This is a genomic window from Stenotrophomonas sp. YJH_SMC_33 (assembly GCF_059372295.1).
Genome location: NZ_JCAFVJ010000010.1, coordinates 24,166 through 45,396, shown reverse-complemented (window position 1 = coordinate 45,396; position 21,231 = coordinate 24,166). Strand labels below are relative to the sequence as shown.

Sequence of the window (21,231 nt, the reverse complement as noted above, 5' to 3'; positions counted from 1 at the left end):
CCGGGCCACGCCCGGCGACCACCCTGTTCCTTACATCATCCGCACGCGGAAACGACGGCCCTTGATCTTGCCGGCTTCCAGCCTGGCCACGGCCTTGTTGGCCTGCTCACGGGCGATCGCCACGTAGGAGCGGGTCGGGAAGATCGCGATCTTGCCGATGAACTTGGCTGACAGGCCGGCGTCGCCGGTCAGTGCGCCGAGGATGTCACCCGGGCGCAGCTTGTCGGTCTTGCCACCATCGATGCGCAGCGTACGCATCGCCGCCTGCGGCAGCTCGGCCGGGCGCGCCGTCGCCAGCGGCGTCTTCTGCCAATCCAGCGGTTGCCCCATCTGTGCTTCGATCGCTTCGGCGCGGGTCTTCTCGCGGCCGGCCACCAGGCTGATCGCCAGGCCACTGGCACCGGCACGGCCGGTACGGCCCACGCGGTGCTGGTAGCTCTCCACGTCGGTCGGCAGCTCGTAGTTGATCACCGCGGCCAGCTCTTCCACGTCCAGGCCACGTGCGGCCACGTCGCTGGCGACCAGCACGTTGCAGCTGCGGTTGGCCAGCAGCAGCAGCACTTCCTCGCGGTCGCGCTGCTCCATGTCGCCGTGCAGGGCCAGTGCCGAGAAGCCGAACTGCTGCAGCGAGTTCGCCACTTCGTCCACGTCCTTGCGGGTGTTGCAGAACACCACCGCCGATTCCGGCGTGTACTTCAGCAGCAGGCCGGCCAGCGCCTTCTGCCGGTGCGCCGGTTCCACTTCGCAGAACATATGGCGGATGGCCGGGGCCTGGTCAGCGCCTTCGACGGTCACTTCCACCGCGTCGCGCAGCAGGTCGCGTGCCATGGCACGGATGCTGTCGGGGAAGGTGGCCGAGAACAGCAGGCTCTGTCGATCCTTGTGGGTACGGCCGGCGATCTCGCGGATCGGTTCCTCGAAGCCCATGTCGAGCATGCGGTCGGCTTCGTCCAGCACCAGCGTGCGCACCGCGCCAAGATTCAGCGCGCGCTTGCGCGCCAGCTCCTGCACGCGGCCGGGCGTGCCGACCACCACGTGCGGGTCGTGGCCTTCCAGCGACGCCAGCTGCGGGCCCAGCGGCACGCCGCCCACCAGCAGCAACAGCTTCAGGTTGGGGATGCCGGTAGCCAGCTTGCGGATCTGCTTGCCGACCTGGTCAGCCAGTTCGCGGGTCGGGCACAGCACCAGCGCCTGCACGCGGATCAGGCTGGGGTCGATGGCCTGCAGCAGGCCCAGGCCGAAGGCGGCGGTCTTGCCGCTGCCGGTCGGCGCCTGTGCGATCACATCGCGGCCATCGAGGATGGCCGGCAGGCTCTGCGCCTGCACAGGGGTAAGAGTGGTGTAGCCGAGGGCATCCAGGCCGGGCTGCAGGGCCGGGCTCAGCGGCAGGGTCGAGAAGTCAGTCATGGCGCATTGTACCCGTCCGCGAGGCCGGTCCCGCCTGATGGGGTAGGGTCATCCACGCATGGCGTGGATCTACGGGTGGGTGCCGACCGCCGGTCGGCACGCTCTTGCTCAGCCCAGCACCGCCAGCACGCCCTGGTGGATCGCCAGGCCACCGAAGAGCAGCCAGGCGAACAGGATCAGCGCCAGCAGCAGCGGCTTCAGGCCCGCCTGGCGCAGCGCCGAGACGTGGGTGGTCAGGCCCAGTGCGGCCATCGCCATCGCCAGCAGCACGGTATCCAGCTGCACCAGCCCGGCCTGCAGGCCGGCCGGTAGCAGGTGCAGCGAGTTGAAACCGGCCACCGCCACGAAACCGAACGCAAACCACGGCACCACGATGCGGGCCTTGCTGCCGCCGGCGCTGGCCTTGCCGCCACGCGCCAGCCACAACGACAACACGACCAGAAACGGCGCCAGCAGCATCACCCGCACCATCTTGGTGATCACCGCGGTATCGGCGGCGGCTTCGCTGACCGCGCGGCCGGCGGCTACCACCTGCGCCACTTCATGCACCGTCGCACCGGTGAACAGGCCATACTGCCGTGCGTCCATTGCCAGCCAGCCGTGCGACTGCGCCAGTGCATAGAGCGCCGGGTACAGGAACATCGCCAGCGTGCCGAACACCACCACCGTAGAGACCGCGACCGTGACCTGCGCCGCGCGGCCGCGCACCACCGGTTCGGCGGCCATCACCGCTGCCGCACCGCAGATCGCGCTGCCGGCACCGATCAGCATTGCTGCCTCGCGTTCCATCTTGAACACGCGCACGCCCAGCCAGCAGGCCAGGCCGAAGGTGCTGGCGACCACCAGTACGTCCATCAGCACGCCGCTGACGCCGACGTGGCCGATGTCCTGGAAGGTCAGGCGCAGGCCGTACAGCACGATGCCGGCGCGCAGCAGCCAGTGCTTGGAGAAGCCGACACCGGCCGCGCTGCTCGGCGCCAGCCGCGGGTAGAAGGTGTTGCCGACCACGATGCCGGCGACGATGGCGACGGTCAGTGCACTCAGACCATGCGCCTGCAACCAGGGAAGCTCGGCCAGGTACAGGGATGCCGCCGCGATCAGGCCCACCAGCAAGAGGCCGGGCAGGCGTGGCTGCCAGCGTTGGCGCAGAGCGGGCAGGGACCAGGGGGAGAGAGCGGGGGCGTTCATGGCAACGGCAGGTCTGGAATGGCCAGGCAAGCGTGCGCCTGCATGGCTGACCTGTAAAACGAATAATATGGGTGAAATCTACCTATTAAGCGGGTAAATGACATGCGCCTGACCTTGCGCCAGCTTCAGGTCTTCGTCGCCATCGCCGATCACGGCAGCACCACCGCCGCTGGCCAAGCCATCGCGCTATCGCAGTCGGCCAGCAGTGCTGCGTTGCAGGAACTGGAGGCACACTTCGGTACCCCGTTGTTCGACCGCATCGGCCGCCGCTTGGCCCTGAACGGCCACGGCCGCGCGCTGCTGGAGCCGGCCCGCACGCTGCTGGTCAACGCCGCCGACCTGGAGCGGCAGCTGGCCGCCGGCGGCGATCCGGGGCAGGGCGCGCCGCTGCGGCTGGTGCTGGCCGCCAGTACCACCATCGGCAACTACCTGCTTCCACCGCGCATCGCCGAGCTGTTGCGGCAGGCACCACAGGCCGAGGTCGACCTGCGCATCGACAACAGCGCCGGCGTGGTCGCCGCCGTGCAGCGCCTGGATGTGGACGCCGGCCTGATCGAAGGCCCGTGCCACGAGCGCGGCCTCCAGGTCACGGCCTGGCAGGAGGACCCGCTGGTGATCGTGGCTGCCGCCAATGCCCCCGCACGCTGGTCGCTGGACGAACTGCGCCGTACACGCTGGCTGTTGCGCGAGCCCGGCTCGGGTACCCGCGAAGCGGTGGAGCAGGCGTTGTTGCCGCACCTGCGCGGCTTCGCCCAGACCCTGCAGCTGGGCAATACCGAAGCGGTCAAGCAGGCCGCCATCGCCGGCCTCGGCCTGGCCTGCCTATCGCGCCACGCGCTGGAAGAGCCGCTGGCCCTGGGTCGCCTGCGCGTGCTCGAGACTCCGCTGCCGGCCCTGCAGCGCACCCTGTGGTTGGTACGCCACCCGGGCAAGCAATGGTTGCCGGGGTTGCAGGCGTTGCTGGGGGAGGTGGAGTAGCAGGGATCGGTCTTGCACTGCGCGAATTCCACGAAGGGGTCAGAGCCCGTTGCGCAGCAACGGGATCCGACCCCGACAGATCGACAGGCCTTGCAGCGCTCATCCACGCGTGGCCTGGATCTGCCGTGTCGACCAAGGTCGACACCCACCCGCGCAGAATGCCGTTCCGACAGATCGCGGGAAACTGTCAGAGGCGGGGCGGTGTGGGTCTGCAGGACCGTTGGCGCCATGGATGGCGCCATCGAGCCCCCAAGGAGGGGTTTACGGCGTGTCCTGCAGACCCGCACCGCCCCGGCATCCCACAGGAAACCAGCTTTTGACGTTGCCGTTGAAGTTGCCGGCCAGCGGCCGGCACTACCGCGGGTGCCGGGTGCAACCCGGCCGACGCCCCCAACCCGTACAATATCCGGATGCCTCTGATTACTCTGCAGAACGTCGACTTCAGCGTCGGCGGCCCGTTGTTGCTGGAAAAAGCCGAACTGTCGATCGAGCCGGGCGAACGCATCGCCCTGATCGGCCGCAACGGCGCCGGCAAATCCACCCTGCTCAAGCTGCTGTCCGGCGACCACAAGCCCGATGACGGCGAAGTCCGCGTGCAGCAGGGCGTGCGCGTCACCCGCCTGGAGCAGGAAGTGCCGCACGGCGCCGCCGGCTCGGTGTTCGACGTCGTCGCCGATGGCCTCGGCGAGCTGGGCCAGTGGCTGGCCGAATTCCACCACCTCAGCCATGCCGAAGTCTTCGATGGCGAAGCCCTCGGCAACGTGCAGGCCAAGATCGATGCCGCCAACGGCTGGGGCCTGGACCAGCGCGTCAGCGAAACTCTGACCAAGCTCGACCTGGATGGCGAGGCCGAGTTCGGCCGCCTGTCCGGCGGCATGAAGCGCCGCGTGCTGCTCGCCCGCGCGCTGGTGTCCAGCCCCGATGTGCTGCTGCTGGACGAACCGACCAACCACCTGGACATCGAGGCCATCGACTGGCTCGAAGCGTTCCTGAAGGGCTGGAGCGGCAGCGTGGTGTTCGTCACCCATGACCGTCGATTCCTGCGTGCCCTGGCCACCCGCATCGTCGAGATCGACCGCGGCCAGGTCACCAGCTGGCCAGGCGACTGGGCCAACTACGAGCGCCGCCGCGAGGAACGCCTCAACGCGCAGGCGCAGGAAAACGCCCGCTTCGACAAGCTGCTGGCGCAGGAAGAAGTCTGGATCCGGCAGGGCATCAAGGCCCGTCGCACCCGCGACGAAGGCCGCGTGCGCCGCCTGAAGGCAATGCGCGTGGAGCGTTCGCAGCGCCGTGATCTCAGCGGCAACGTCAAGATGGAAGCCGCGCAGGGCATCAGCTCCGGCAAGAAGGTCATCGACGTCAAGGACATTTCGTTCGCCTTCGGCGAGCGCACCATGGTCCGCGATTTCACCACGACCATTCTGCGCGGCGACCGCATCGGCCTGATCGGCCCCAACGGCAGCGGCAAGACCACGCTGTTGAAGCTCCTGCTGGGCGAGCTGCAGCCGGCCAAGGGCGAAGTCAACGCCGGCACCAACCTGCAGATCGCGTATTTCGACCAGTACCGCGCGGTGCTCCGCGAAGACTGGAGCGCGATCGAGAACGTCGCCGAAGGCCGCGATTTCCTCGAGTTCAACGGCAAGCGCAAGCACGTGCATGCCTACCTGCAGGACTTCATGTTCACCCCGGAACGTGCGCGTGCGCCGATTACCCGCCTGTCCGGTGGCGAGCGCAACCGCCTGCTGCTGGCCAAGCTGTTCGCGCAGCCGTCCAACCTGCTGGTGATGGACGAACCGACCAACGACCTGGACGTGGAAACCCTGGAGCTGCTGGAAGAGCTGCTGGGCGAATACACCGGCACCCTGCTGCTGGTCAGCCACGACCGTGACTTCATCGACAACGTGGTCACCTCCACGCTGGTGATGGAAGGCGACGGCGTGATCGGCGAGTACGTGGGCGGTTACAGCGACTGGCAGCGTTATGCGGCCAGCATCGCAGCGCCTGCCGCGGCCCCTGCGGCCAAGCCGGCGGCCGCTGCGCCGGCCACCCCGGCTACCGCAGCTCCGGCCGCACCCAAGCGCAAGCTGGCCTACAAGGAAGCGCGCGAACTGGAGCAGCTGCCGAAGACCATCGAGAAGCTGGAAGGCGATGTCGAAGGCCTGACCTCGGCGATGAACGACCCGTCGTTCTACACCCGCAGCAGTGCTGAAGTGACGGCGCACACCCAGCAGCTGGCCAAGGTGCAGGCCGAACTGGATGCCGCGTACGCGCGCTGGGAAGAGCTGGAAGGCTGAGCGTTGACCGGCGCCAGCGATCGCGCCGATTGATGTAGAGCCGAGCCCACACTCGGCTCAGCAGATCCACGCCATGCGTGGATATCCGGAATCTGTGCGGACCAACGGTCCGCACCTACCAACCGACGGTCCGCACCGACCGGGGGGCCGGCCGTCATTTGACGCCGTGCAGATCCCGCAGCTGGCTCGGCCGGCTGCCGAAATACGCCGCCAGATCGGCGATGTCCTGATCGCTGAGGTCCTTCGCCTGCGGCGTCATCAGCGCATGCTGGCGGTCACCGGCGCGGTAGGCCTGCAGTGCATGCGCCAGGTAGTCGCCGTACTGCCCACCCAGCTTCGGGTAGGTCGGATCGATCGGCGCATTGCCGTCGGCCCCGTGGCAGTCGATGCAGCTCTGGTTGGTGGCCTTGCCCTTCACCTTGGCGCGGGCTTCACCGGCGGCCTCGCGGCCTGCGGGCAGGCCGGCCGAAGACGAAGAGCCGTGTTCGCCGCTGGCGTGGCCCGGGTCGGCGGCGGATTTCTCGCTGTTTTCCACCTGCGACTGCGAACAGGCCGCCAGCAGCAGGGCAACGGACAGGGCGATGGCGTGACGCATCGGATGCGCGGCTTTCGACATGGGCGGGCCTTACTTGACGGTGGACAGGTAAACAGAGAGATCGGCGATCTCCTGTTCGCTGAAGCTCATCGACTGCGCCTGCATCGTCGGATGCCGGCGCTTGCCCTGGCGGTACTCGGCCAGGGCCTGGGCCAGGTACTGCTGGGTCTGGCCGCCGATCTTCGGCACCCGGTAGCTGGGGTAGGCGTTCTTGTAGCCGGTGATGCCGTGGCAGCCCTGGCAGGTGTAGGCCAGCACGCGGCCATTGTCGAAGTTGCCGGTGGGCGCGGCAGGCGCCGGCGCGGCGGCAGGAGCCGGGGCCGGAGCGGGTGTGGCAGGAGCAGGAGCGGGCTGTGCGGCGGCCCCAAGGGGCAGGAGGACGGCCAGAGCGAGACAAGCGGCGAGCGGCTGCGGGCGCATGGTGTCGTTTCCGGGGATTCGGGTCTGGTCGTTCCGGCGTGGGGTACGGAACGCCCCGAGTATAGCCTCAGGTTTCATCTAGCTGAAATGGGGTCGGGCCGACCAGCGGCGTGAAGACACCATGACCTTTGGGATATGGTGTTGCCGTGAAGTGGTGCATTACTTTGCTACCACACCTGTCCACGCATCCTCCAGGGACCTGACGATGTCGCACCCAACCTTCCTGTCCGGCCGTCGCAGCGGAATCTGCGCTGCCGCACTGCTGATCTCCACCTCCCTGCTGCTGGGCGGTTGCGCCGCAGGGCCCAATTCCGAAGCCAAGGCCGCCGACACCAAGGAGGAGAAGAAGGTCGACGCGGTCCCGGTCGAAGTGGCCGTGGCCAGCCACCGTGCCGTCGCGGCCAGCTACACCGGTACCGCCGCGTTGGAACCACGCGCCGAATCGCAGGTGGTCGCCAAGACCTCCGGCGTGGCGCTGGCGGTGCTGGTCGAGGAAGGCCAGCGGGTGACCGCCGGCCAGCCGCTGGTGCGCCTGGACCCGGACCGCGCACGCCTGGCCGTTGCCCAGAGCGAAGCGCAGATGCGCAAGCTGGAGAACAACTACCAGCGCGCGCAGAAGCTGGTCGGCCAGCAGATGGTCAGTGCGGCCGATGTCGACCAGCTGCGTTTCGACCTGGAGAACGTCCGCGCGCAGTACCGCCTGGCCACGCTGGAACTGTCCTATACCACGGTGGTGGCGCCGATCTCCGGCGTGATCGCCTCGCGCTCGATCAAGACCGGCAACTTCGTCCAGATCAACACGCCGATCTTCCGCATCGTCGACAACTCGCGCCTGGAAGCCACCCTCAACGTGCCCGAGCGCGAGCTGGCCACGTTGCGCGCCGGTCAGCCGGTAACCCTGGCCGCCGACGCGTTGCCGGGCCAGAGCTTCACCGGCACCGTCGACCGCATCGCGCCGGTGGTGGATTCGGGCAGCGGCACGTTTCGCGTGGTCAGTGCCTTCGATGGCGCCGCGCACGCGCTGCAGCCCGGCATGTTCGGGCGCATCCGCATCGATTACGACCAGCGTGCCGATGCGCTGGTGGTGCCGCGCCTGGCGCTGCTCGACGACGGTGAGCCGGCGGTGTTCCGGGTGCGCGAAGGCAAGGTCGCACGCGTTCCGGTCAAGCTGGGTTACGCCGAGGGCCCGTGGGTGGAGATCCGTGATGGCCTGGCGGCCGGTGATCAGGTGGTCACCGCCGGCAAGGTCGCGCTGCGCGACGGCACCGCAGTGCAGGTGATCGCCGATCCGAAGGCAAAGTCGAAGACGGTCGCAGCGGCAGCCAAGCCGGCAGACAAGGCCGGGAGCAAGCAATGACCGCCCCGGGCCACGACCACGGTGCCTCGCCGGCGAGCGACGGCGCCGCCGCCGGCATGCGCGGCGGCCTGGTGGAATTCGCCACCCGCCGCCGCGTGACCATCGCCATGTGCACGGTCACCCTGCTGCTGTTCGGCCTGATCGCGCTGGGCAACCTCAAGGTCAACCTGCTGCCCGACCTGAGCTACCCGACGCTGACCGTACGCACCGAGTACACCGGTGCGGCGCCGACCGAAATCGAAACCCTGATCACCCAGCCGGTCGAAGAAGCGGTGGGCGTGGTCAAGAACCTGCGCAAGCTGAAGTCGGTCTCGCGCACCGGCCAGAGCGATGTGGTGCTGGAGTTCGCCTGGGGCACCAACATGGACCAGGCCAGCCTGGAGGTGCGCGACAAGATGGAAGCGCTGAACCTGCCGCTGGAGGCCAAGGCCCCGGTACTGCTGCGGTTCAATCCATCCACCGAGCCGATCATGCGTCTGGTGCTGTCGAGCAAGGACGCGCCAGCCACCGATGCCGATGCGATCCGCGAGCTGACCGGCCTGCGCCGCTATGCCGATGAAGACCTGAAGAAGAAGCTGGAGCCGGTCACCGGCGTGGCAGCGGTCAAGGTCGGTGGCGGCCTCGAGGACGAGATCCAGGTCGACATCGACCAGCAGAAGCTGGCCCAGCTGAACCTGCCGATCGACACCGTCATCAAGCGCCTGAAGGACGAGAACATCAACATCTCCGGTGGCCGCCTGGAGGAGGGCTCGCAGCGCTTCCTGGTGCGTACCGTCAACCAGTTCGCCGACCTGGAGGAAATCCGCAACCTGCTGGTCACCACCCAGGGCTCGAACGGCAGCGCGGCCGACTCGGCGTTGCAGCAGATGTTCAACATCGCCGCGTCGACCGGGTCGGCGGCCGCCATCGCGGCGGCCTCGGCGGCACAGAGCGCATCGTCCGGTAGTGGCTCCAGCGTGGTCGCCAACGGCGTGCCGGTGCGCCTGAAGGACGTGGCCACCGTGCGCCAGGGCTACAAGGAGCGTGAAGCGGTGATCCGCCTGGGCGGCAAGGAATCGGTGGAACTGGCGATCTACAAGGAAGGCGACGCCAATACCGTGTCCACCGCCGAAGCGCTGCGCAAGCGCCTGGAGCAGATCAAGGGCACGTTCCCGTCCGATGTCGAGATGACCACCATCGAGGACCAGTCGCGCTTCATCGAGCACGCCATCGCCGACGTCAAGAAGGATGCGGTGATCGGTGGCCTGCTGGCGATCCTGATCATCTTCCTGTTCCTGCGCGATGGCTGGAGCACCTTCGTGATCAGCCTGTCGTTGCCGGTCTCGATCATCGCCACGTTCTTCTTCATGGGCCAGCTCGGCCTCAGCTTGAACGTGATGTCGCTGGGCGGCCTGGCGCTGGCCACCGGCCTGGTGGTGGACGACTCGATCGTGGTGCTGGAGAGCATTGCCAAGGCGCGCGAACGCGGCCTGGGCATCCTGCAGGCGGCGATCGTCGGTACCCGCGAAGTGAGCATGGCCGTGGTCGCCTCGACCCTGACCACCATCGCGGTGTTCCTGCCGCTGGTGTTCGTCGATGGCATCGCCGGCCAGCTGTTCCGCGACCAGGCAATGACCGTGGCGATCGCCATTGCGATCTCGCTGCTGGTGTCGATGACCCTGATCCCGATGCTGAGCTCGCTGAAGGGACGGCCGCCGCTGGCGTTCCCGGAAGAGGCACCGAACGAACCGTGGCAGCCGCAGAACCGTTGGCAGAAGCCGGTGGCGCTGGGGCGCCGTGGTGCCGTGGCGACCGCGCGCTGGAGCTTCTATGCACTGGCCTGGCTGGTCGTGCGGGCGTGGCGTGGCGTGGTGGCGGTGGTTGGCCCGGTGATGCGCAAGGCCAGCGATCTGGCGATGAAGCCCTATGCCGGTGCCGAGCGCGGCTACCTGCGCCTGCTGCCGAGCGCGCTGGCGCATCCCGGCAAGGTGCTGGGCGTGGCCACGATCATCTTCGTGGCGACCATGGCACTGGTGCCGATGCTCGGTGCCGACCTGATCCCGCAGCTGGCGCAGGACCGTTTCGAAATGACGGTGAAGCTGCCGGCCGGCACGCCGCTGAAGCAGACCGATGCGCTGGTGCGCGAGCTGCAGCTGGCCCACGGCAACGGCGAGGGCGTGGCCTCGCTGTATGGCGTCAGCGGCAGCGGCACCCGCCTGGATGCCAGCCCAACCGAGAGCGGCGAGAACATCGGCAAGCTGACCGTGGTGATGGAAGGCGGCGGCAACGCGCGTACCGAGGCGGAGATCACCGAGCGCCTGCGTGACACCATGGGCCAGCATCCGGGTGCACAGGTCGACTTCGCGCGCCCGGCGTTGTTCAGCTTCTCCACGCCGCTGGAAATCGAGCTGCGTGGGCAGGACATGGCGACGCTGGAAGTGGCCGGCCAGCGCCTGGCGGCAATGCTGCGCGGCAACGCGCACTACGCCGACGTGAAGTCCACGGTTGAAGAGGGCTTCCCGGAAATCCAGATCCGCTTCGACCAGGAACGTGCCGGTGCGCTGGGCCTGACCACCCGCCAGATCGCCGACGTGGTGGTGAAGAAGGTGCGCGGCGACGTGGCGACCCGCTACAGCTTCCGCGACCGCAAGATCGACGTGCTGGTGCGTGCGCAGGAAGGCGACCGTGCCAGCGTGGAGAGCATCCGCCGGCTGATCGTCAATCCGGGCAGTACCCGTCCGGTGACGCTGGACGCGGTGGCCGACGTGGTCGCCACCACTGGTCCCAGCGAGATCCATCGCGCTGACCAGACCCGGGTGGCCGTCGTGTCGGCCAACCTGCGCGATATCGATCTGGGCGCGGCCATGCGCGAAGTGCAGCAGATGGTGGCCGAGCAGCCGCTGGGCGCGGGTGTCGGCATGCACATCGGTGGCCAGGGTGAGGAGCTGGCGCAGGCGGCGAAGTCGCTGATCTTCGCCTTCGGCCTGGCCATCTTCCTGGTCTACCTTGTGATGGCCTCGCAGTTCGAATCGCTCCTGCACCCGTTCGTGATCCTGTTCACCATTCCGCTGGCGCTGGTCGGTGCCATCCTGGCGCTGGCACTGACCGGCAAGCCCATCTCGGTGGTGGTGTTCATCGGCCTGATCCTGCTGGTCGGGCTGGTCACCAAGAACGCGATCATCCTGATCGACAAGGTCAACCAGCTGCGCGAGGCCGGCGTGGCCAAGCACGAGGCCTTGGTGGAAGGGGCACGCTCGCGCCTGCGGCCGATCATCATGACCACCCTGTGCACGCTGTTCGGCTTCCTGCCCCTGGCGGTGGCGATGGGCGAGGGTGCCGAAGTGCGCGCGCCGATGGCGATCACCGTGATCGGTGGCCTGCTGGTGTCGACCCTGCTCACCCTGCTGGTGATCCCGGTGGTCTACGACCTGATGGACCGCCGTGGTGACGCCTACTACCGCGAGCGTGGTCGCAAGCATGCCGGCGAGATCGAGCCGGGTGCAGCAGGCAGCGCGGCGGGTGCGGAGGAACCGGCATGAGTGTTGCCGAGTTCTCCATCCGCCGTCCGGTCACCACCATCATGTGTTTCGTGTCACTGGTGGTGATCGGCCTGATCGCCTCGTTCCGGCTGCCGCTGGAAGCGCTGCCGGACATCTCCGCGCCGTTCCTGTTCGTGCAGATTCCGTACACCGGTTCAACCCCGGAGGAAGTGGAGCGGACCATCATCCGCCCGGTGGAGGAATCGCTGGCGACGATGACCGGCATCAAGCGGATGCGCTCGTCGGCGACCTCCGAGGCGGCGCTGATCTTCATCGAGTTCAGCGACTGGGACCGGGACATCGCCATCGCCGCGTCCGATGCACGCGAGCGCATCGATGCGATCCGCAGCGACCTGCCCGATGACCTGCAGCGCTACAACGTGTTCAAGTGGTCCAGCAGCGACCAGCCGGTGCTGAAGGTGCGCCTGGCCAGCACCACCGACCTGACCACCGCTTACGACATGCTCGACCGCGAGTTCAAGCGGCGCATCGAGCGCATCCCCGGCGTGGCCCGCGTCGACATCACCGGCGCGCCGCCGAACGAGGTGGAGATCGCCATCGATCCGAACCGGCTCAACGCGCATGGGTTGAGCATCAACGAGCTGAGCGAGCGCCTGCGCACGCTGAACTTCTCGATCTCGGCCGGGCAGATCGACGACAACGGCCAGCGCGTGCGCGTGCAGCCGGTGGGCGAGATCACCGACCTGCAGGAAATGCGCGACCTGGTGATCAACGCCAAGGGCCTGCGCCTGGGCGACATCGCCGACGTGCGCCTGAAGCCGGCGCGGATGAACTACGGGCGCCGCCTGGACGGCAACCCGGCCGTCGGCCTGGACATCTTCAAGGAGCGCAGCGCCAACCTGGTAGAGGTGTCGCGCGCGGCGCTGGCTGAAGTCGAGTCGATCCGTGCCGAAGCATCGATGCGCGACGTGCAGATCAAGGTGATCGACAATCAGGGCAGGGCGGTGACCTCCTCGCTGCTGGAACTGGCCGAGGCCGGTGCGGTCGGCCTGATCCTGTCGGTGACGGTGCTGTTCTTCTTCCTGCGCCATTGGCCGTCCACGCTGATGGTGACCCTGGCCATTCCGATCTGCTTCACCATCACCCTGGGTTTCATGTACTTCGTCGGGGTGACGCTGAACATCCTGACCATGATGGGCCTGCTGTTGGCGGTGGGCATGCTGGTCGACAACGCCGTGGTGGTGGTGGAGAGCATCTACCAGGAGCGCGAGCGCATGCCGGGACAGCCGCGCCTGGCCTCGATCATCGGCACCCGCAACGTGGCCATCGCGCTCAGCGCTGGCACCTTGTGCCACTGCATCGTGTTCGTGCCGAACCTGTTCGGCGAGACCAACAACATCAGCATCTTCATGGCGCAGATCGCGATCACCATCTCGGTCTCGCTGCTGGCCTCGTGGCTGGTCGCGGTCAGCCTGATCCCGATGCTGTCCGCGCGCATGGCCACGCCCAAGCTGGTGCACTCGCAGACCGGCCTGATCGCGCGGCTGCAGCGCCGCTACGCCAGGCTGCTGGACTGGTCGCTGCACCATCGCGGCTGGAGCCTGCTCGGCATCGTGCTGGTGGTGCTGGTCAGCCTGGTGCCGATGAAGCTGACCAAGGTCGACATGTTCGGCGGTGATGGCGGCAAGGACATCTTCATCGGCTACATGTGGAAGGGCGCCTATACCTATCGGCAGATGTCCGAGGAGGTGGCGCGCGTGGAGAACTGGATCGACGCCAACCGCGAGCGCCTGCACGTCAAGCAGGTGTACTCCTGGTACAGCGAGCAGGAAGGCAGCTCGACCGTGGTCACCCTGGACGAGAAGTACGCCAAGGACATCAAGGCGCTGCAGGAAGAGCTGCGCAAGGGCCTGCCGAAGTCGGCCCGCACCGACTACTTCGTCGGCAACCAGGGCGGTGATGGCGGCGGTGGCGGCAACCAGGGCGTGCAGGTGCAGCTGGTGGGCGACTCCAGTTCGATGCTGCAGGAGATCGGCCAGGAAGTGGTGCCGCTGCTGGCCCAGCGTGCCGAGCTGCGCGACGTGCGCATCGACAACGGCGAGAAGGGCGGCGAGCTGAAGGTGCGCGTCGACCGCGAGCGTGCCGCCGCATTCGGCTTCAATGCCGAGCAGGTCGCCAGCTTCGTCGGCCTGGCCCTGCGCGGTGCGCCGATGCGCGAGTTCCGCCGCGGCGACAATGAAGTACCGGTGTGGGTGCGCTTCGCTGGCGCCGAGCAGAGCAGCCCGGAAGACCTGGCCGGCTTCAGCGTGCGCACCGGCGACGGTCGCAGCGTGCCACTGCTGAGCCTGGTCACCGTTGACGTCGGTTCATCGGCGACCCAGATCGGTCGCACCAACCGCCAGACCACGCTGACCATCAAGGCCAACCTGGCCGAGAAGGTCACCGCACCGGATGGCCGCAAGGCGATGGAGTCGGTGCTCAAGCCGATGAACTTCCCGGCCGGCTATGGCTTCACCTTCGATGGCGGCGACTACGGCAACGACGACGAAGCGATGCAGCAGATGGTGTTCAACCTGCTGATCGCGCTGGTGATGATCTACGTGGTGATGGCGGCGGTGTTCGAGTCGCTGCTTTTCCCGGCGGCGATCATGAGTGGCGTGCTGTTCTCGATCTTCGGTGTGTTCTGGCTGTTCTGGATCACCGGTACCTCGTTCGGGATCATGTCCTTCATCGGCATCCTGGTGCTGATGGGCGTGGTGGTGAACAACGGCATCGTGATGATCGAGCACATCAACAACCTGCGGCGCGGCGGCATGGGACGCACGCAGGCGCTGGTTGAGGGCTCACGCGAGCGATTGCGCCCGATCATGATGACGATGGGCACGGCGATCCTGGCGATGGTGCCGATCTCGCTGACCAACACGCAGATGTTCGGCAATGGTCCGGAGTACGCGCCGATGGCGCGCGCGATTGCCGGCGGCCTGGCGTTCTCGACCGTGGTCAGCCTCCTGTTCCTGCCGACCATCTATGCAGTGCTGGATGACCTGCGCAGTGCGGTGACGCGGCTGATCCGCCGCGCGCGAGGTGTGGAGAGGGTAGAGCCGGGCGCTGCCGGGCTGTAATGCGCGACAACGTGTTGTGGTGTGGGGGAGGCCGGTCGTAGTGGGGCGGCCTCCCCCTTTTTTTGGCTTGAGTCAGGCTTTGCGCAGGAACCAGGTCCGGCGCGTGTACTCGTGACCGAAATCCACCTGCCCGAATCGCGCGATCTCACGCTGACCACGCCTGTAATAGCGCCAAGGCGCTTTGGCCAGCGGAGGGGTTTGCCCGTAGAAAACATCCATGTGACCCACGGGCATCGACTTCGGGGTCACGTGCATGACCACGCTGCGGCGGGTTCCGGCAGAGGGATGCGGGGCGCCGCCATGGAACAGCTGCGGGTGCCAGACGATCACATCGCCTGGCTGCACGTGCACCGACTGCGGCTTCAGGCCAGCGTCTTCGCATTGGCGCGCCACCGCATCCTGATAGGCGGCCCAGCCCTCCGGCGACATGGCGCTGATCGGGCCGTCGCCGAGGACTTCGCGTCGCAGTGCCTGCACATCGATGGGCGGCAACAGGTGGCTGCCCGGAACCACGCGCAGGGGGCCATTGCTTTCGTCAACCGCATCCAGCGCGGTCCATACCCCCATGTAGCGCTCGCCCGGGGACGTGCAGAACACTGGCGTATCGCGATGCAATGACTGCTCCGATCCGCGCTCGTAGTAGAGGCTGGTGTAGAGCGTGGTCGGTTCGCCGAGAAAGCGATCGCAGACGTCGATGGCCGGGTTGTCAGTGAGCAGGCGGGTCATCGCATCCACCGCCAGGTGCAGGTTGACGACCCGATACATGCGCTGGTGGTCGTCCAGGTTGCGCGAGACCGCCTTTGGATTGCGCTGTTTGAAGCGCGAGATGCGCTCGTTGATGTCCCTGACCAGTGCGGGTGCGATGGCCTGTCGCACCACCACGAAGCCATCGCGCATCAGCGCATCGTATGCATCCATTGGACTGTTCCTTCCTTAAATGCGGAGTATAGCTACGTGTGGCGGGACGTTACCCCGCCACCTTGCCCCACACCTTGAACGTGGTCAGCCACAGGCCGAGCATGCTGCCGATGTTGGTCAGCATGAACGTCAGCACCACGCGCGTGACCCGATTGCGATACCAGCCCTTCAGGCTCTGCGCGTCGTCGCGCAGCTTGAGGAAGTCTTCGTACGCCGGCTTGCGCAGGCGCGCTTCCACCAGCGCCGAGAATGCGCCGGTCGGGATGCTCAGGCGGAACGGCTTGAACGGGGCCACCGCGATGGCAGTGAGGATGCTCAGCGGGTGACCGCCTGCCAGCAGGCAGCCCAGGCCCGCCAAGCCGCCGGTAAACATCGCCCAGGTCGCCAGCAGTTCGGTACCCACGCCCAGCCCGCCGCGGTAGAAGCCCACGCCGATGCCGGTCGCCACGATGGCCAGGATGCCCAGCGTGAACCACGGAATGTTGCGCTTCTTCGGTACCGCCTCCAGCTCGGCGCGCAGCGGTGCCGGTGCCTCGGTGTCGGTTTCCAGGTAACGCGCCAGGCCTGCCAGATGACCCGCACCGACAACCGCCAGCACTTCACGCTGCTGCGGGTCGTGTTCCTCGCGCAGGCGCGTGGCCATGTAGCGGTCGCGCTCGCCGATGATGGTCTCGTACAGTGCCGGGCTCTCGCTGGCGAACTCGCCGAAGCTCGATTCCAGCATGTCGCCCTGCTTGAGCTTCTCGATCTCGTTCTCGCCCACTTCCTCGGACGAGAACAGGCCGGCGCCGAGACCGGCAACCAGCTTCAGCTTGCCGAAGAAGCCCAGCCGCTGCGAGGCGCGGCGGAAAGTCAGGCCGACCTCGCGGTCGATCAGGTGCACCGGCAGGTTGCGCTCGCGCGCCAGGTCCACCGCGCGCTTCAGCTCGGCACCGGGCTCGATGTCGAGCTGTTCGGCCAAGCGGCGCTGGTAGGCGGACAGGGCCAGGTTGGCGGCGAACAGGGCGACGCGGCCCTTGCGGATCACCTCGACCAGGTCGAGCTTGGCCAGCGTATCCGGGTCGCTCAGCGCCTGCAGGCGCTGCGGGTCCAGTTCAACGGCAACGGCATCGAAGCGGCCGCTGTCGATGGCTTTCTCCACTGCTTCGACGCTGGCGCGTGAAACGTGGGCGGTGCCCAGCAGGGTGTAGCGCACGCCGTCGCGTTCGACGACGCGCACCGGCTGGCCGGCGAACAGATCGTCGCCGGTCTCGGGAAGGGTTTCGGTCATGGGTTCATTCATTGAAAGGTGCGGTTTCGGCGCCATCGCCGAGCGCGCGCTGCATCTGCACGGTGTCCAGCCAGCGGCCATGCTTGCGGCCGAGGCCACGGAACACGCCCACCAGCTCGAAGCCGAAGCGTTCGTGCAGCTTGATCGAGGCGGTGTTGGTCGGTTCGCCGATCACGGCCACCATCTGCCGGTAGCCACGCGCCACGCAGGCATCGATCAGGGCCTGCAGCAGGCTGGTGCCGACGCCCTTGCCCTGGAACGCGGCATCGACGTAGACCGAGTTCTCCACGGTCCACTGGTAGGCAATGCGGGTGCGGTAGGTGTTGGCGTAGGCGTAGCCGGCCACCTGGCCGTCGATTTCGGCGACCAGGTAGGGAAAGCCGCGATCGACAATGTCGCGCATGCGGCGCAGCATCTCGGTCGCGTCCGGAATGTCGTACTCGTAGGTGTTGACGAAGTCGGTCACTTCCACCGCATAGATCGCGGTGATCGCGTCGATGTCGGCCGGGCCGGCATCACGGATGAGGACGGCCATGCGCGGCTCCGGCTCAGTCGATGTAGCGCTTGAGCAGGTCACCGTACGCGTCGATGCGACGGTCGCGCAGGAACGGCCAGATGCGGCGCACGTGCTCGCTGCGCTGCAGGTCGACATCGCACAGCAGCACGGTGGCGTCCGTGCCGGCCTCGGCCAGGAACTCGCCCTGCGGGCCGAGCACGTGGCTGTTGCCCCAGAACTGGATGCCCGAGGCACCCAGCGGCGAGGCTTCGTGGCCGACGCGGTTGCAGCTCAGCACCGGCAGGCCGTTGGCCACGGCATGGCCGCGGTGGCTCAGCACCCAAGCGTCACGCTGGCGGGTCTTCTCGTCCTGCACGTCGTCCGGGTCCCAGCCGATCGCGGTCGGGTAGAGCAGCAGTTCGGCACCGGCCAGCGCCATCAGGCGTGCCGCTTCCGGGTACCACTGGTCCCAGCACACCAGCACGCCCAGGCGGCCCACCGAAGTGTCGATCGGCTTGAAGCCGATGTCGCCCGGGGTGAAGTAGAACTTCTCGTAGAAGCCCGGGTCGTCCGGGATGTGCATCTTGCGGTACTTGCCCAGCAGCGTACCGTCCTTCTCGAACACCACGGCGGTGTTGTGGTACAGGCCGGCGGCGCGGCGCTCGAACAGCGAGCCGACCAGCACCACGCCATGCTGCTTCGCCAGCGCGCCCAGGCGCTCGGTGCTCGGTCCGGGAATCGGCTCGGCCAGGTCGAACTCGTCCACCGACTCGTGCTGGCAGAAGTACGGACCATTGTGCAGTTCCTGCAGCAGCACCAGCTTGGCACCCTGCGCAGCCGCCTCGGCCACGCGTGCTTCGATCACCGCCAGGTTGGCGGCGGCGTCACCGTGGTTGCGCTCCTGGACCAGGGCGACGGTAAGGGGGCTGCGCGAGTTCATGCGGGGCGTTCCTGCGGGAGAAAACCTGCATGTTAGCGCGGATGGGCGGCGACGGCGTGTCGCGCGCTGAATGGGTGCGATCGGTAGTGCCGGCCGCTGGCCGGCAATCCGCGAATCCATCAGGCGCTACCTGGTTGCCGGCCAGCGGCCGGCACTACCGTTACGCCTTCAACAGCCCTTCCGGCAGCTGCATGGTGATGCAGTGCAGGCTGCCGTTCTGCCAGATCAGCGAGCGGCAGGGCACCTGCACGATCTCGCGGCCCGGATGGGCCTGGGCCAGCACGTCGCGGGCCAGGTCATCAGCCGGATCGCCGTAGGCCGGCATCAGCACCGCGCCGTTGATGATCAGGTAATTGGCGTACGACGCCGCCAGGCGGCGGCCTTCGTCGATCACCGGCTGCGCCCACGGCAGCGGGAACAGGCGGTACGGCTTCCCATCCTTGGTGCGCAGCGCGGCCAGTTCGTTGCCCATCGCCTGCAGTTCGGCGTAGTGCGAGTCGCTCGCGTCGTCGCAGGCCTGGTAGACGATGCTGTCAGGCGAGGCGAAACGGGCCAGGGTGTCGATGTGGGCGTCGGTGTCGTCGCCTTCCAGGTAGCCGTGGTCCAGCCACAGCACGCGGTCCTGCTGCAGCCAGTTGGCCAGGTCGGCGCTCAGGCTTGCACGGTCGCGGTCCGGGTGGCGCTCGTGCAGGCACTTCCAGGTGGTCAACAGGGTGCCTTCGCCATCGGTCTCGATGCCGCCGCCTTCCAGCGCGAACGGGATGCTGCGCACCGGCGCGTCGTTGAACACGCCGGCCTGGTCCAGCACGCCCACCAGCTGGTCATCCAGGGTGGCGTCGAACTTGCCGCCCCAGCCGGTGAAGCGGAAATCCAGCAGCTGGAAACCGCCATCGGCACGGCGCAGGGTGATCGGGCCGGAGTCACGCAGCCAGGTATCGTCGTAGGCCGCCGTGGTGAAGTGGACCTTGTCCATGTCGATGCGGTTGGAGCGCAGCCGCATCTCGGCGTAGGTCTCCACATCGTCGTCGGCCACGCAGATCAGCACCGGCTGGAAGCGGGTGATGGCCGCGACCAGGGCGATGTAGGTCTCTTCCACCTGGCCCAGGCGGTCAGCCCAGTCGGTATCGGCGGTGGGCCAGGCAATCAGGACGCCGCTCTGGGCTTCCCACTCGGCAGGAAAACGAAGGGTCTGGTTCATGGTCTCGCTACACAGGCCCGCCCACGGCGGGTAAGGGGATCAGCGGATCGGCGGTTTCGGGCCGATTTCGTTCGGGTCCGCCTGGTTGGCCACCACGTCGATCACCTTCTGCTTCTCGAAGTAGACGGTGAACTGCGGGTACACCCAGCGGTTGATGGTCGGCCATTGCCGCTTCTGCCCGCCACGCGGCTGCAGCTGCTCGCTCGGCGCGCCGAACTGCGCCTGCACCTGCTGCATGCTCTGGCCGCGCACGGGCAGGGCACCGGCCGGCTTCTCGCGGGCGCGGTCGACAAGCAGGGTATCGGCCAGCGCCGGCGTGGCGGCGGCCAGGGTGGCCATCACGGCCAGGGCGGACAGGTAACGCTTCATCTCGATCTACTCCCCAGTGGTCAAGAAAGGCGATTACAGCAAAAACGGCAGGAAAAAGCCGCATAAACAAAAAACCGCCCGAAGGCGGTTTCTTGCATCGGGTCGGCCCCGCGTAGGGCCAGCCGCAGCCGGAAGGCTGTGAGGCTTAGCGCTGACGCGCCTTGAAACGCGGGTTCGACTTGCAGATGACGAAGATCTTGCCGCGACGACGGACGACCTTGCAGTCGCGGTGACGGGCCTTCGCCGACTTCAGGGAGGACAGGACTTTCATGGCATACCTCGGCGTAAACAGTAGTTGTTCGGGTGGAGCGTGGCCGCGATATGCGAAAGACAATCGGCAGTTGACGCTCGTTCAAGCCCGCCATTCTACCGGGCTTTTCCTCGTGGTTTCAAGTGGTTGCACAAAAGACTCCGCTGGGGGCGTCTGGCAGGGGCTAGAATGACCCCTTCACACGCTCTGGGACCCCCATGAATCCACTCGCTCCCGTCCTGACCATCGACGGCCCATCCGGGGCCGGCAAGGGTACCATCAGCCGCATCATCGCGCGCCGCATGGGCTGGCATTACCTGGATTCGGGTGCGCTGTACCGGGCGGTGGGCGTGGCCGCAAGCTGGGCCGACATCGACACCTCCGACGCCTCGGCGCTGGTGCGCTGCACCTTCGATACCCATGTTCAGTTTGTCGAGCAGGGCGATACCATGCGGGTCATGGTCAACGGCACCGATGCCACCGACGAGCTGCGCCTGGAGACCACCGGCGCCCTGGCCTCTGCCATCGCCGCCATCCCCGAGGTCCGGGCCGCCCTGAAGGAGCGGCAGCGCGCATTCAGGGAGCTGCCGGGCCTGGTCGCCGACGGCCGCGACATGGGCACGGTGATCTTCCCGGATGCCCCCCACAAGGTCTTCCTGACCGCCAGCGCCGAGGAGCGCGCCGAGCGCCGGCATAAGCAGTTGAAAGACAAGGGGGTTTCTGTTAACTTTGATGACCTCCTGCGCGAGATCATGGCCCGCGACGCCCGTGATGCCCAGCGTACCGTGGCGCCCCTGAAGCCGGCAGACGATGCTGTCCTCATCGACACCACAGGCATCGGCATCGATGATGTCGTTGCCCGAGTGATGGATCTGCTTCCGGTTCCGGCTGCCTGATCCGTTCGCGCGGGAGCACTGCCAGCCGCATCGGCAGTGGTCGCGCAAAGCAGT

17 protein-coding genes are annotated in these 21,231 nt (G+C 67.3%); 6 read left to right on the top strand and 11 right to left on the bottom strand.

Going from position 1 to position 21,231, the window contains the following annotated elements:
• Positions 1-30 precede the first annotated feature (30 nt).
• Both dbpA and AC5P9W_RS14980 read right to left on the bottom strand, forming a co-directional pair.
• Entirely contained in the window at positions 31-1,407 is a 1,377-nt protein-coding gene (gene dbpA, locus AC5P9W_RS14985) for an ATP-dependent RNA helicase DbpA (protein ID WP_134730497.1), read from the bottom strand.
• Positions 1,408-1,515: 108 nt separating this feature from the next.
• Positions 1,516-2,595, bottom strand: a complete 1,080-nt coding sequence (locus AC5P9W_RS14980; protein ID WP_111099034.1) for a YeiH family protein — start codon at positions 2,593-2,595, stop codon at positions 1,516-1,518.
• 102 nt (positions 2,596-2,697) lie between these two features.
• On the opposite strand from AC5P9W_RS14980, the gene AC5P9W_RS14975 reads away from it, so the two are divergent.
• A complete protein-coding gene (locus tag AC5P9W_RS14975) occupies positions 2,698-3,573 on the top strand; it encodes a LysR substrate-binding domain-containing protein (RefSeq protein ID WP_495219346.1) in 876 nt (291 codons plus the stop codon).
• Between the two features lie 410 nt (positions 3,574-3,983).
• Entirely contained in the window at positions 3,984-5,867 is a 1,884-nt protein-coding gene (locus AC5P9W_RS14970) for an ATP-binding cassette domain-containing protein (protein ID WP_019661288.1), read from the top strand.
• A gap of 154 nt (positions 5,868-6,021) precedes the next feature.
• On the opposite strand, the gene AC5P9W_RS14965 is transcribed toward AC5P9W_RS14970, so the two are convergent.
• Together AC5P9W_RS14965 and AC5P9W_RS14960 are read right to left on the bottom strand one after the other, a co-directional pair.
• On the bottom strand, positions 6,022-6,483 hold the full coding sequence (locus tag AC5P9W_RS14965; protein WP_005416218.1) for a c-type cytochrome: 462 nt from the start codon (positions 6,481-6,483) through the stop codon (positions 6,022-6,024).
• A 9-nt stretch (positions 6,484-6,492) separates the two neighbouring features.
• Positions 6,493-6,882 carry a c-type cytochrome gene (locus AC5P9W_RS14960; protein WP_134735397.1) on the bottom strand — a complete coding sequence of 130 codons (390 nt, stop codon included), beginning with the start codon at positions 6,880-6,882 and terminating at the stop codon, positions 6,493-6,495.
• Positions 6,883-7,087: 205 nt separating this feature from the next.
• On the opposite strand from AC5P9W_RS14960, the gene AC5P9W_RS14955 reads away from it, so the two are divergent.
• From AC5P9W_RS14955 to AC5P9W_RS14945, 3 genes are read left to right on the top strand one after another with little or no spacing between them, the layout of a single operon-like run.
• The gene (locus AC5P9W_RS14955) at positions 7,088-8,239 is read left to right on the top strand and encodes an efflux RND transporter periplasmic adaptor subunit (RefSeq protein WP_329859279.1); all 1,152 of its coding nucleotides are present in this window, start codon (positions 7,088-7,090) and stop codon (positions 8,237-8,239) included.
• A complete protein-coding gene (locus AC5P9W_RS14950; RefSeq protein WP_495219345.1) occupies positions 8,236-11,757 on the top strand; it encodes an efflux RND transporter permease subunit in 3,522 nt (1,173 codons plus the stop codon). The genes AC5P9W_RS14955 and AC5P9W_RS14950 overlap by 4 nt, the downstream gene beginning before the upstream one ends.
• Positions 11,754-14,840 (top strand): efflux RND transporter permease subunit, encoded by a 3,087-nt coding sequence (locus AC5P9W_RS14945; RefSeq protein WP_495219344.1) that lies wholly within the window; start codon positions 11,754-11,756, stop codon positions 14,838-14,840. The genes AC5P9W_RS14950 and AC5P9W_RS14945 overlap by 4 nt, the downstream gene beginning before the upstream one ends.
• Positions 14,841-14,912: 72 nt before the next feature.
• Here AC5P9W_RS14945 and AC5P9W_RS14940 read toward each other — a convergent pair whose 3' ends face one another.
• The 7 genes from AC5P9W_RS14940 to ykgO form a co-directional block, all read right to left on the bottom strand.
• On the bottom strand, positions 14,913-15,758 hold the full coding sequence (locus AC5P9W_RS14940; protein ID WP_495219343.1) for a phytanoyl-CoA dioxygenase family protein: 846 nt from the start codon (positions 15,756-15,758) through the stop codon (positions 14,913-14,915).
• 49 nt (positions 15,759-15,807) lie between these two features.
• On the bottom strand, positions 15,808-17,028 hold the full coding sequence (locus AC5P9W_RS14935) for a TraB/GumN family protein (protein ID WP_111104631.1): 1,221 nt from the start codon (positions 17,026-17,028) through the stop codon (positions 15,808-15,810).
• Positions 17,029-17,032: 4 nt separating this feature from the next.
• A complete protein-coding gene (locus AC5P9W_RS14930) occupies positions 17,033-17,563 on the bottom strand; it encodes a GNAT family N-acetyltransferase (RefSeq protein ID WP_021204152.1) in 531 nt (176 codons plus the stop codon).
• A gap of 13 nt (positions 17,564-17,576) precedes the next feature.
• Positions 17,577-18,464 (bottom strand): carbon-nitrogen hydrolase, encoded by an 888-nt coding sequence (locus tag AC5P9W_RS14925; RefSeq protein ID WP_021204151.1) that lies wholly within the window; start codon positions 18,462-18,464, stop codon positions 17,577-17,579.
• 160 nt (positions 18,465-18,624) lie between these two features.
• The gene (locus AC5P9W_RS14920; protein ID WP_019661297.1) at positions 18,625-19,662 is read right to left on the bottom strand and encodes an agmatine deiminase family protein; all 1,038 of its coding nucleotides are present in this window, start codon (positions 19,660-19,662) and stop codon (positions 18,625-18,627) included.
• Positions 19,663-19,701: 39 nt separating this feature from the next.
• The gene (locus AC5P9W_RS14915) at positions 19,702-20,001 is read right to left on the bottom strand and encodes a hypothetical protein (RefSeq protein WP_227837998.1); all 300 of its coding nucleotides are present in this window, start codon (positions 19,999-20,001) and stop codon (positions 19,702-19,704) included.
• A gap of 175 nt (positions 20,002-20,176) precedes the next feature.
• Positions 20,177-20,302, bottom strand: a complete 126-nt coding sequence (gene ykgO, locus AC5P9W_RS14910) for a type B 50S ribosomal protein L36 (protein ID WP_005409283.1) — start codon at positions 20,300-20,302, stop codon at positions 20,177-20,179.
• Between the two features lie 197 nt (positions 20,303-20,499).
• Between ykgO and cmk the strand changes: the two genes are divergently transcribed.
• Positions 20,500-21,177: a (d)CMP kinase gene (cmk, locus tag AC5P9W_RS14905; RefSeq protein WP_478434614.1), complete on the top strand. Its 678-nt coding sequence runs from the start codon at positions 20,500-20,502 to the stop codon at positions 21,175-21,177.
• Positions 21,178-21,231: the final 54 nt, after the last annotated feature.

Coding starts and splice junctions, on each gene's coding strand:
- dbpA (WP_134730497.1), bottom strand. CDS start 1,407: ATGACTGACTTCTCGACCCTGCCGCTGAGCCCGGCCCTGCAGCCCGGC.
- AC5P9W_RS14980 (WP_111099034.1), bottom strand. CDS start 2,595: ATGAACGCCCCCGCTCTCTCCCCCTGGTCCCTGCCCGCTCTGCGCCAA.
- AC5P9W_RS14975 (WP_495219346.1), top strand. CDS start 2,698: ATGCGCCTGACCTTGCGCCAGCTTCAGGTCTTCGTCGCCATCGCCGAT.
- AC5P9W_RS14970 (WP_019661288.1), top strand. CDS start 3,984: ATGCCTCTGATTACTCTGCAGAACGTCGACTTCAGCGTCGGCGGCCCG.
- AC5P9W_RS14965 (WP_005416218.1), bottom strand. CDS start 6,483: ATGTCGAAAGCCGCGCATCCGATGCGTCACGCCATCGCCCTGTCCGTT.
- AC5P9W_RS14960 (WP_134735397.1), bottom strand. CDS start 6,882: ATGCGCCCGCAGCCGCTCGCCGCTTGTCTCGCTCTGGCCGTCCTCCTG.
- AC5P9W_RS14955 (WP_329859279.1), top strand. CDS start 7,088: ATGTCGCACCCAACCTTCCTGTCCGGCCGTCGCAGCGGAATCTGCGCT.
- AC5P9W_RS14950 (WP_495219345.1), top strand. CDS start 8,236: ATGACCGCCCCGGGCCACGACCACGGTGCCTCGCCGGCGAGCGACGGC.
- AC5P9W_RS14945 (WP_495219344.1), top strand. CDS start 11,754: ATGAGTGTTGCCGAGTTCTCCATCCGCCGTCCGGTCACCACCATCATG.
- AC5P9W_RS14940 (WP_495219343.1), bottom strand. CDS start 15,758: ATGGATGCATACGATGCGCTGATGCGCGATGGCTTCGTGGTGGTGCGA.
- AC5P9W_RS14935 (WP_111104631.1), bottom strand. CDS start 17,028: ATGACCGAAACCCTTCCCGAGACCGGCGACGATCTGTTCGCCGGCCAG.
- AC5P9W_RS14930 (WP_021204152.1), bottom strand. CDS start 17,563: ATGGCCGTCCTCATCCGTGATGCCGGCCCGGCCGACATCGACGCGATC.
- AC5P9W_RS14925 (WP_021204151.1), bottom strand. CDS start 18,464: ATGAACTCGCGCAGCCCCCTTACCGTCGCCCTGGTCCAGGAGCGCAAC.
- AC5P9W_RS14920 (WP_019661297.1), bottom strand. CDS start 19,662: ATGAACCAGACCCTTCGTTTTCCTGCCGAGTGGGAAGCCCAGAGCGGC.
- AC5P9W_RS14915 (WP_227837998.1), bottom strand. CDS start 20,001: ATGGCCACCCTGGCCGCCGCCACGCCGGCGCTGGCCGATACCCTGCTT.
- ykgO (WP_005409283.1), bottom strand. CDS start 20,302: ATGAAAGTCCTGTCCTCCCTGAAGTCGGCGAAGGCCCGTCACCGCGAC.
- cmk (WP_478434614.1), top strand. CDS start 20,500: ATGAATCCACTCGCTCCCGTCCTGACCATCGACGGCCCATCCGGGGCC.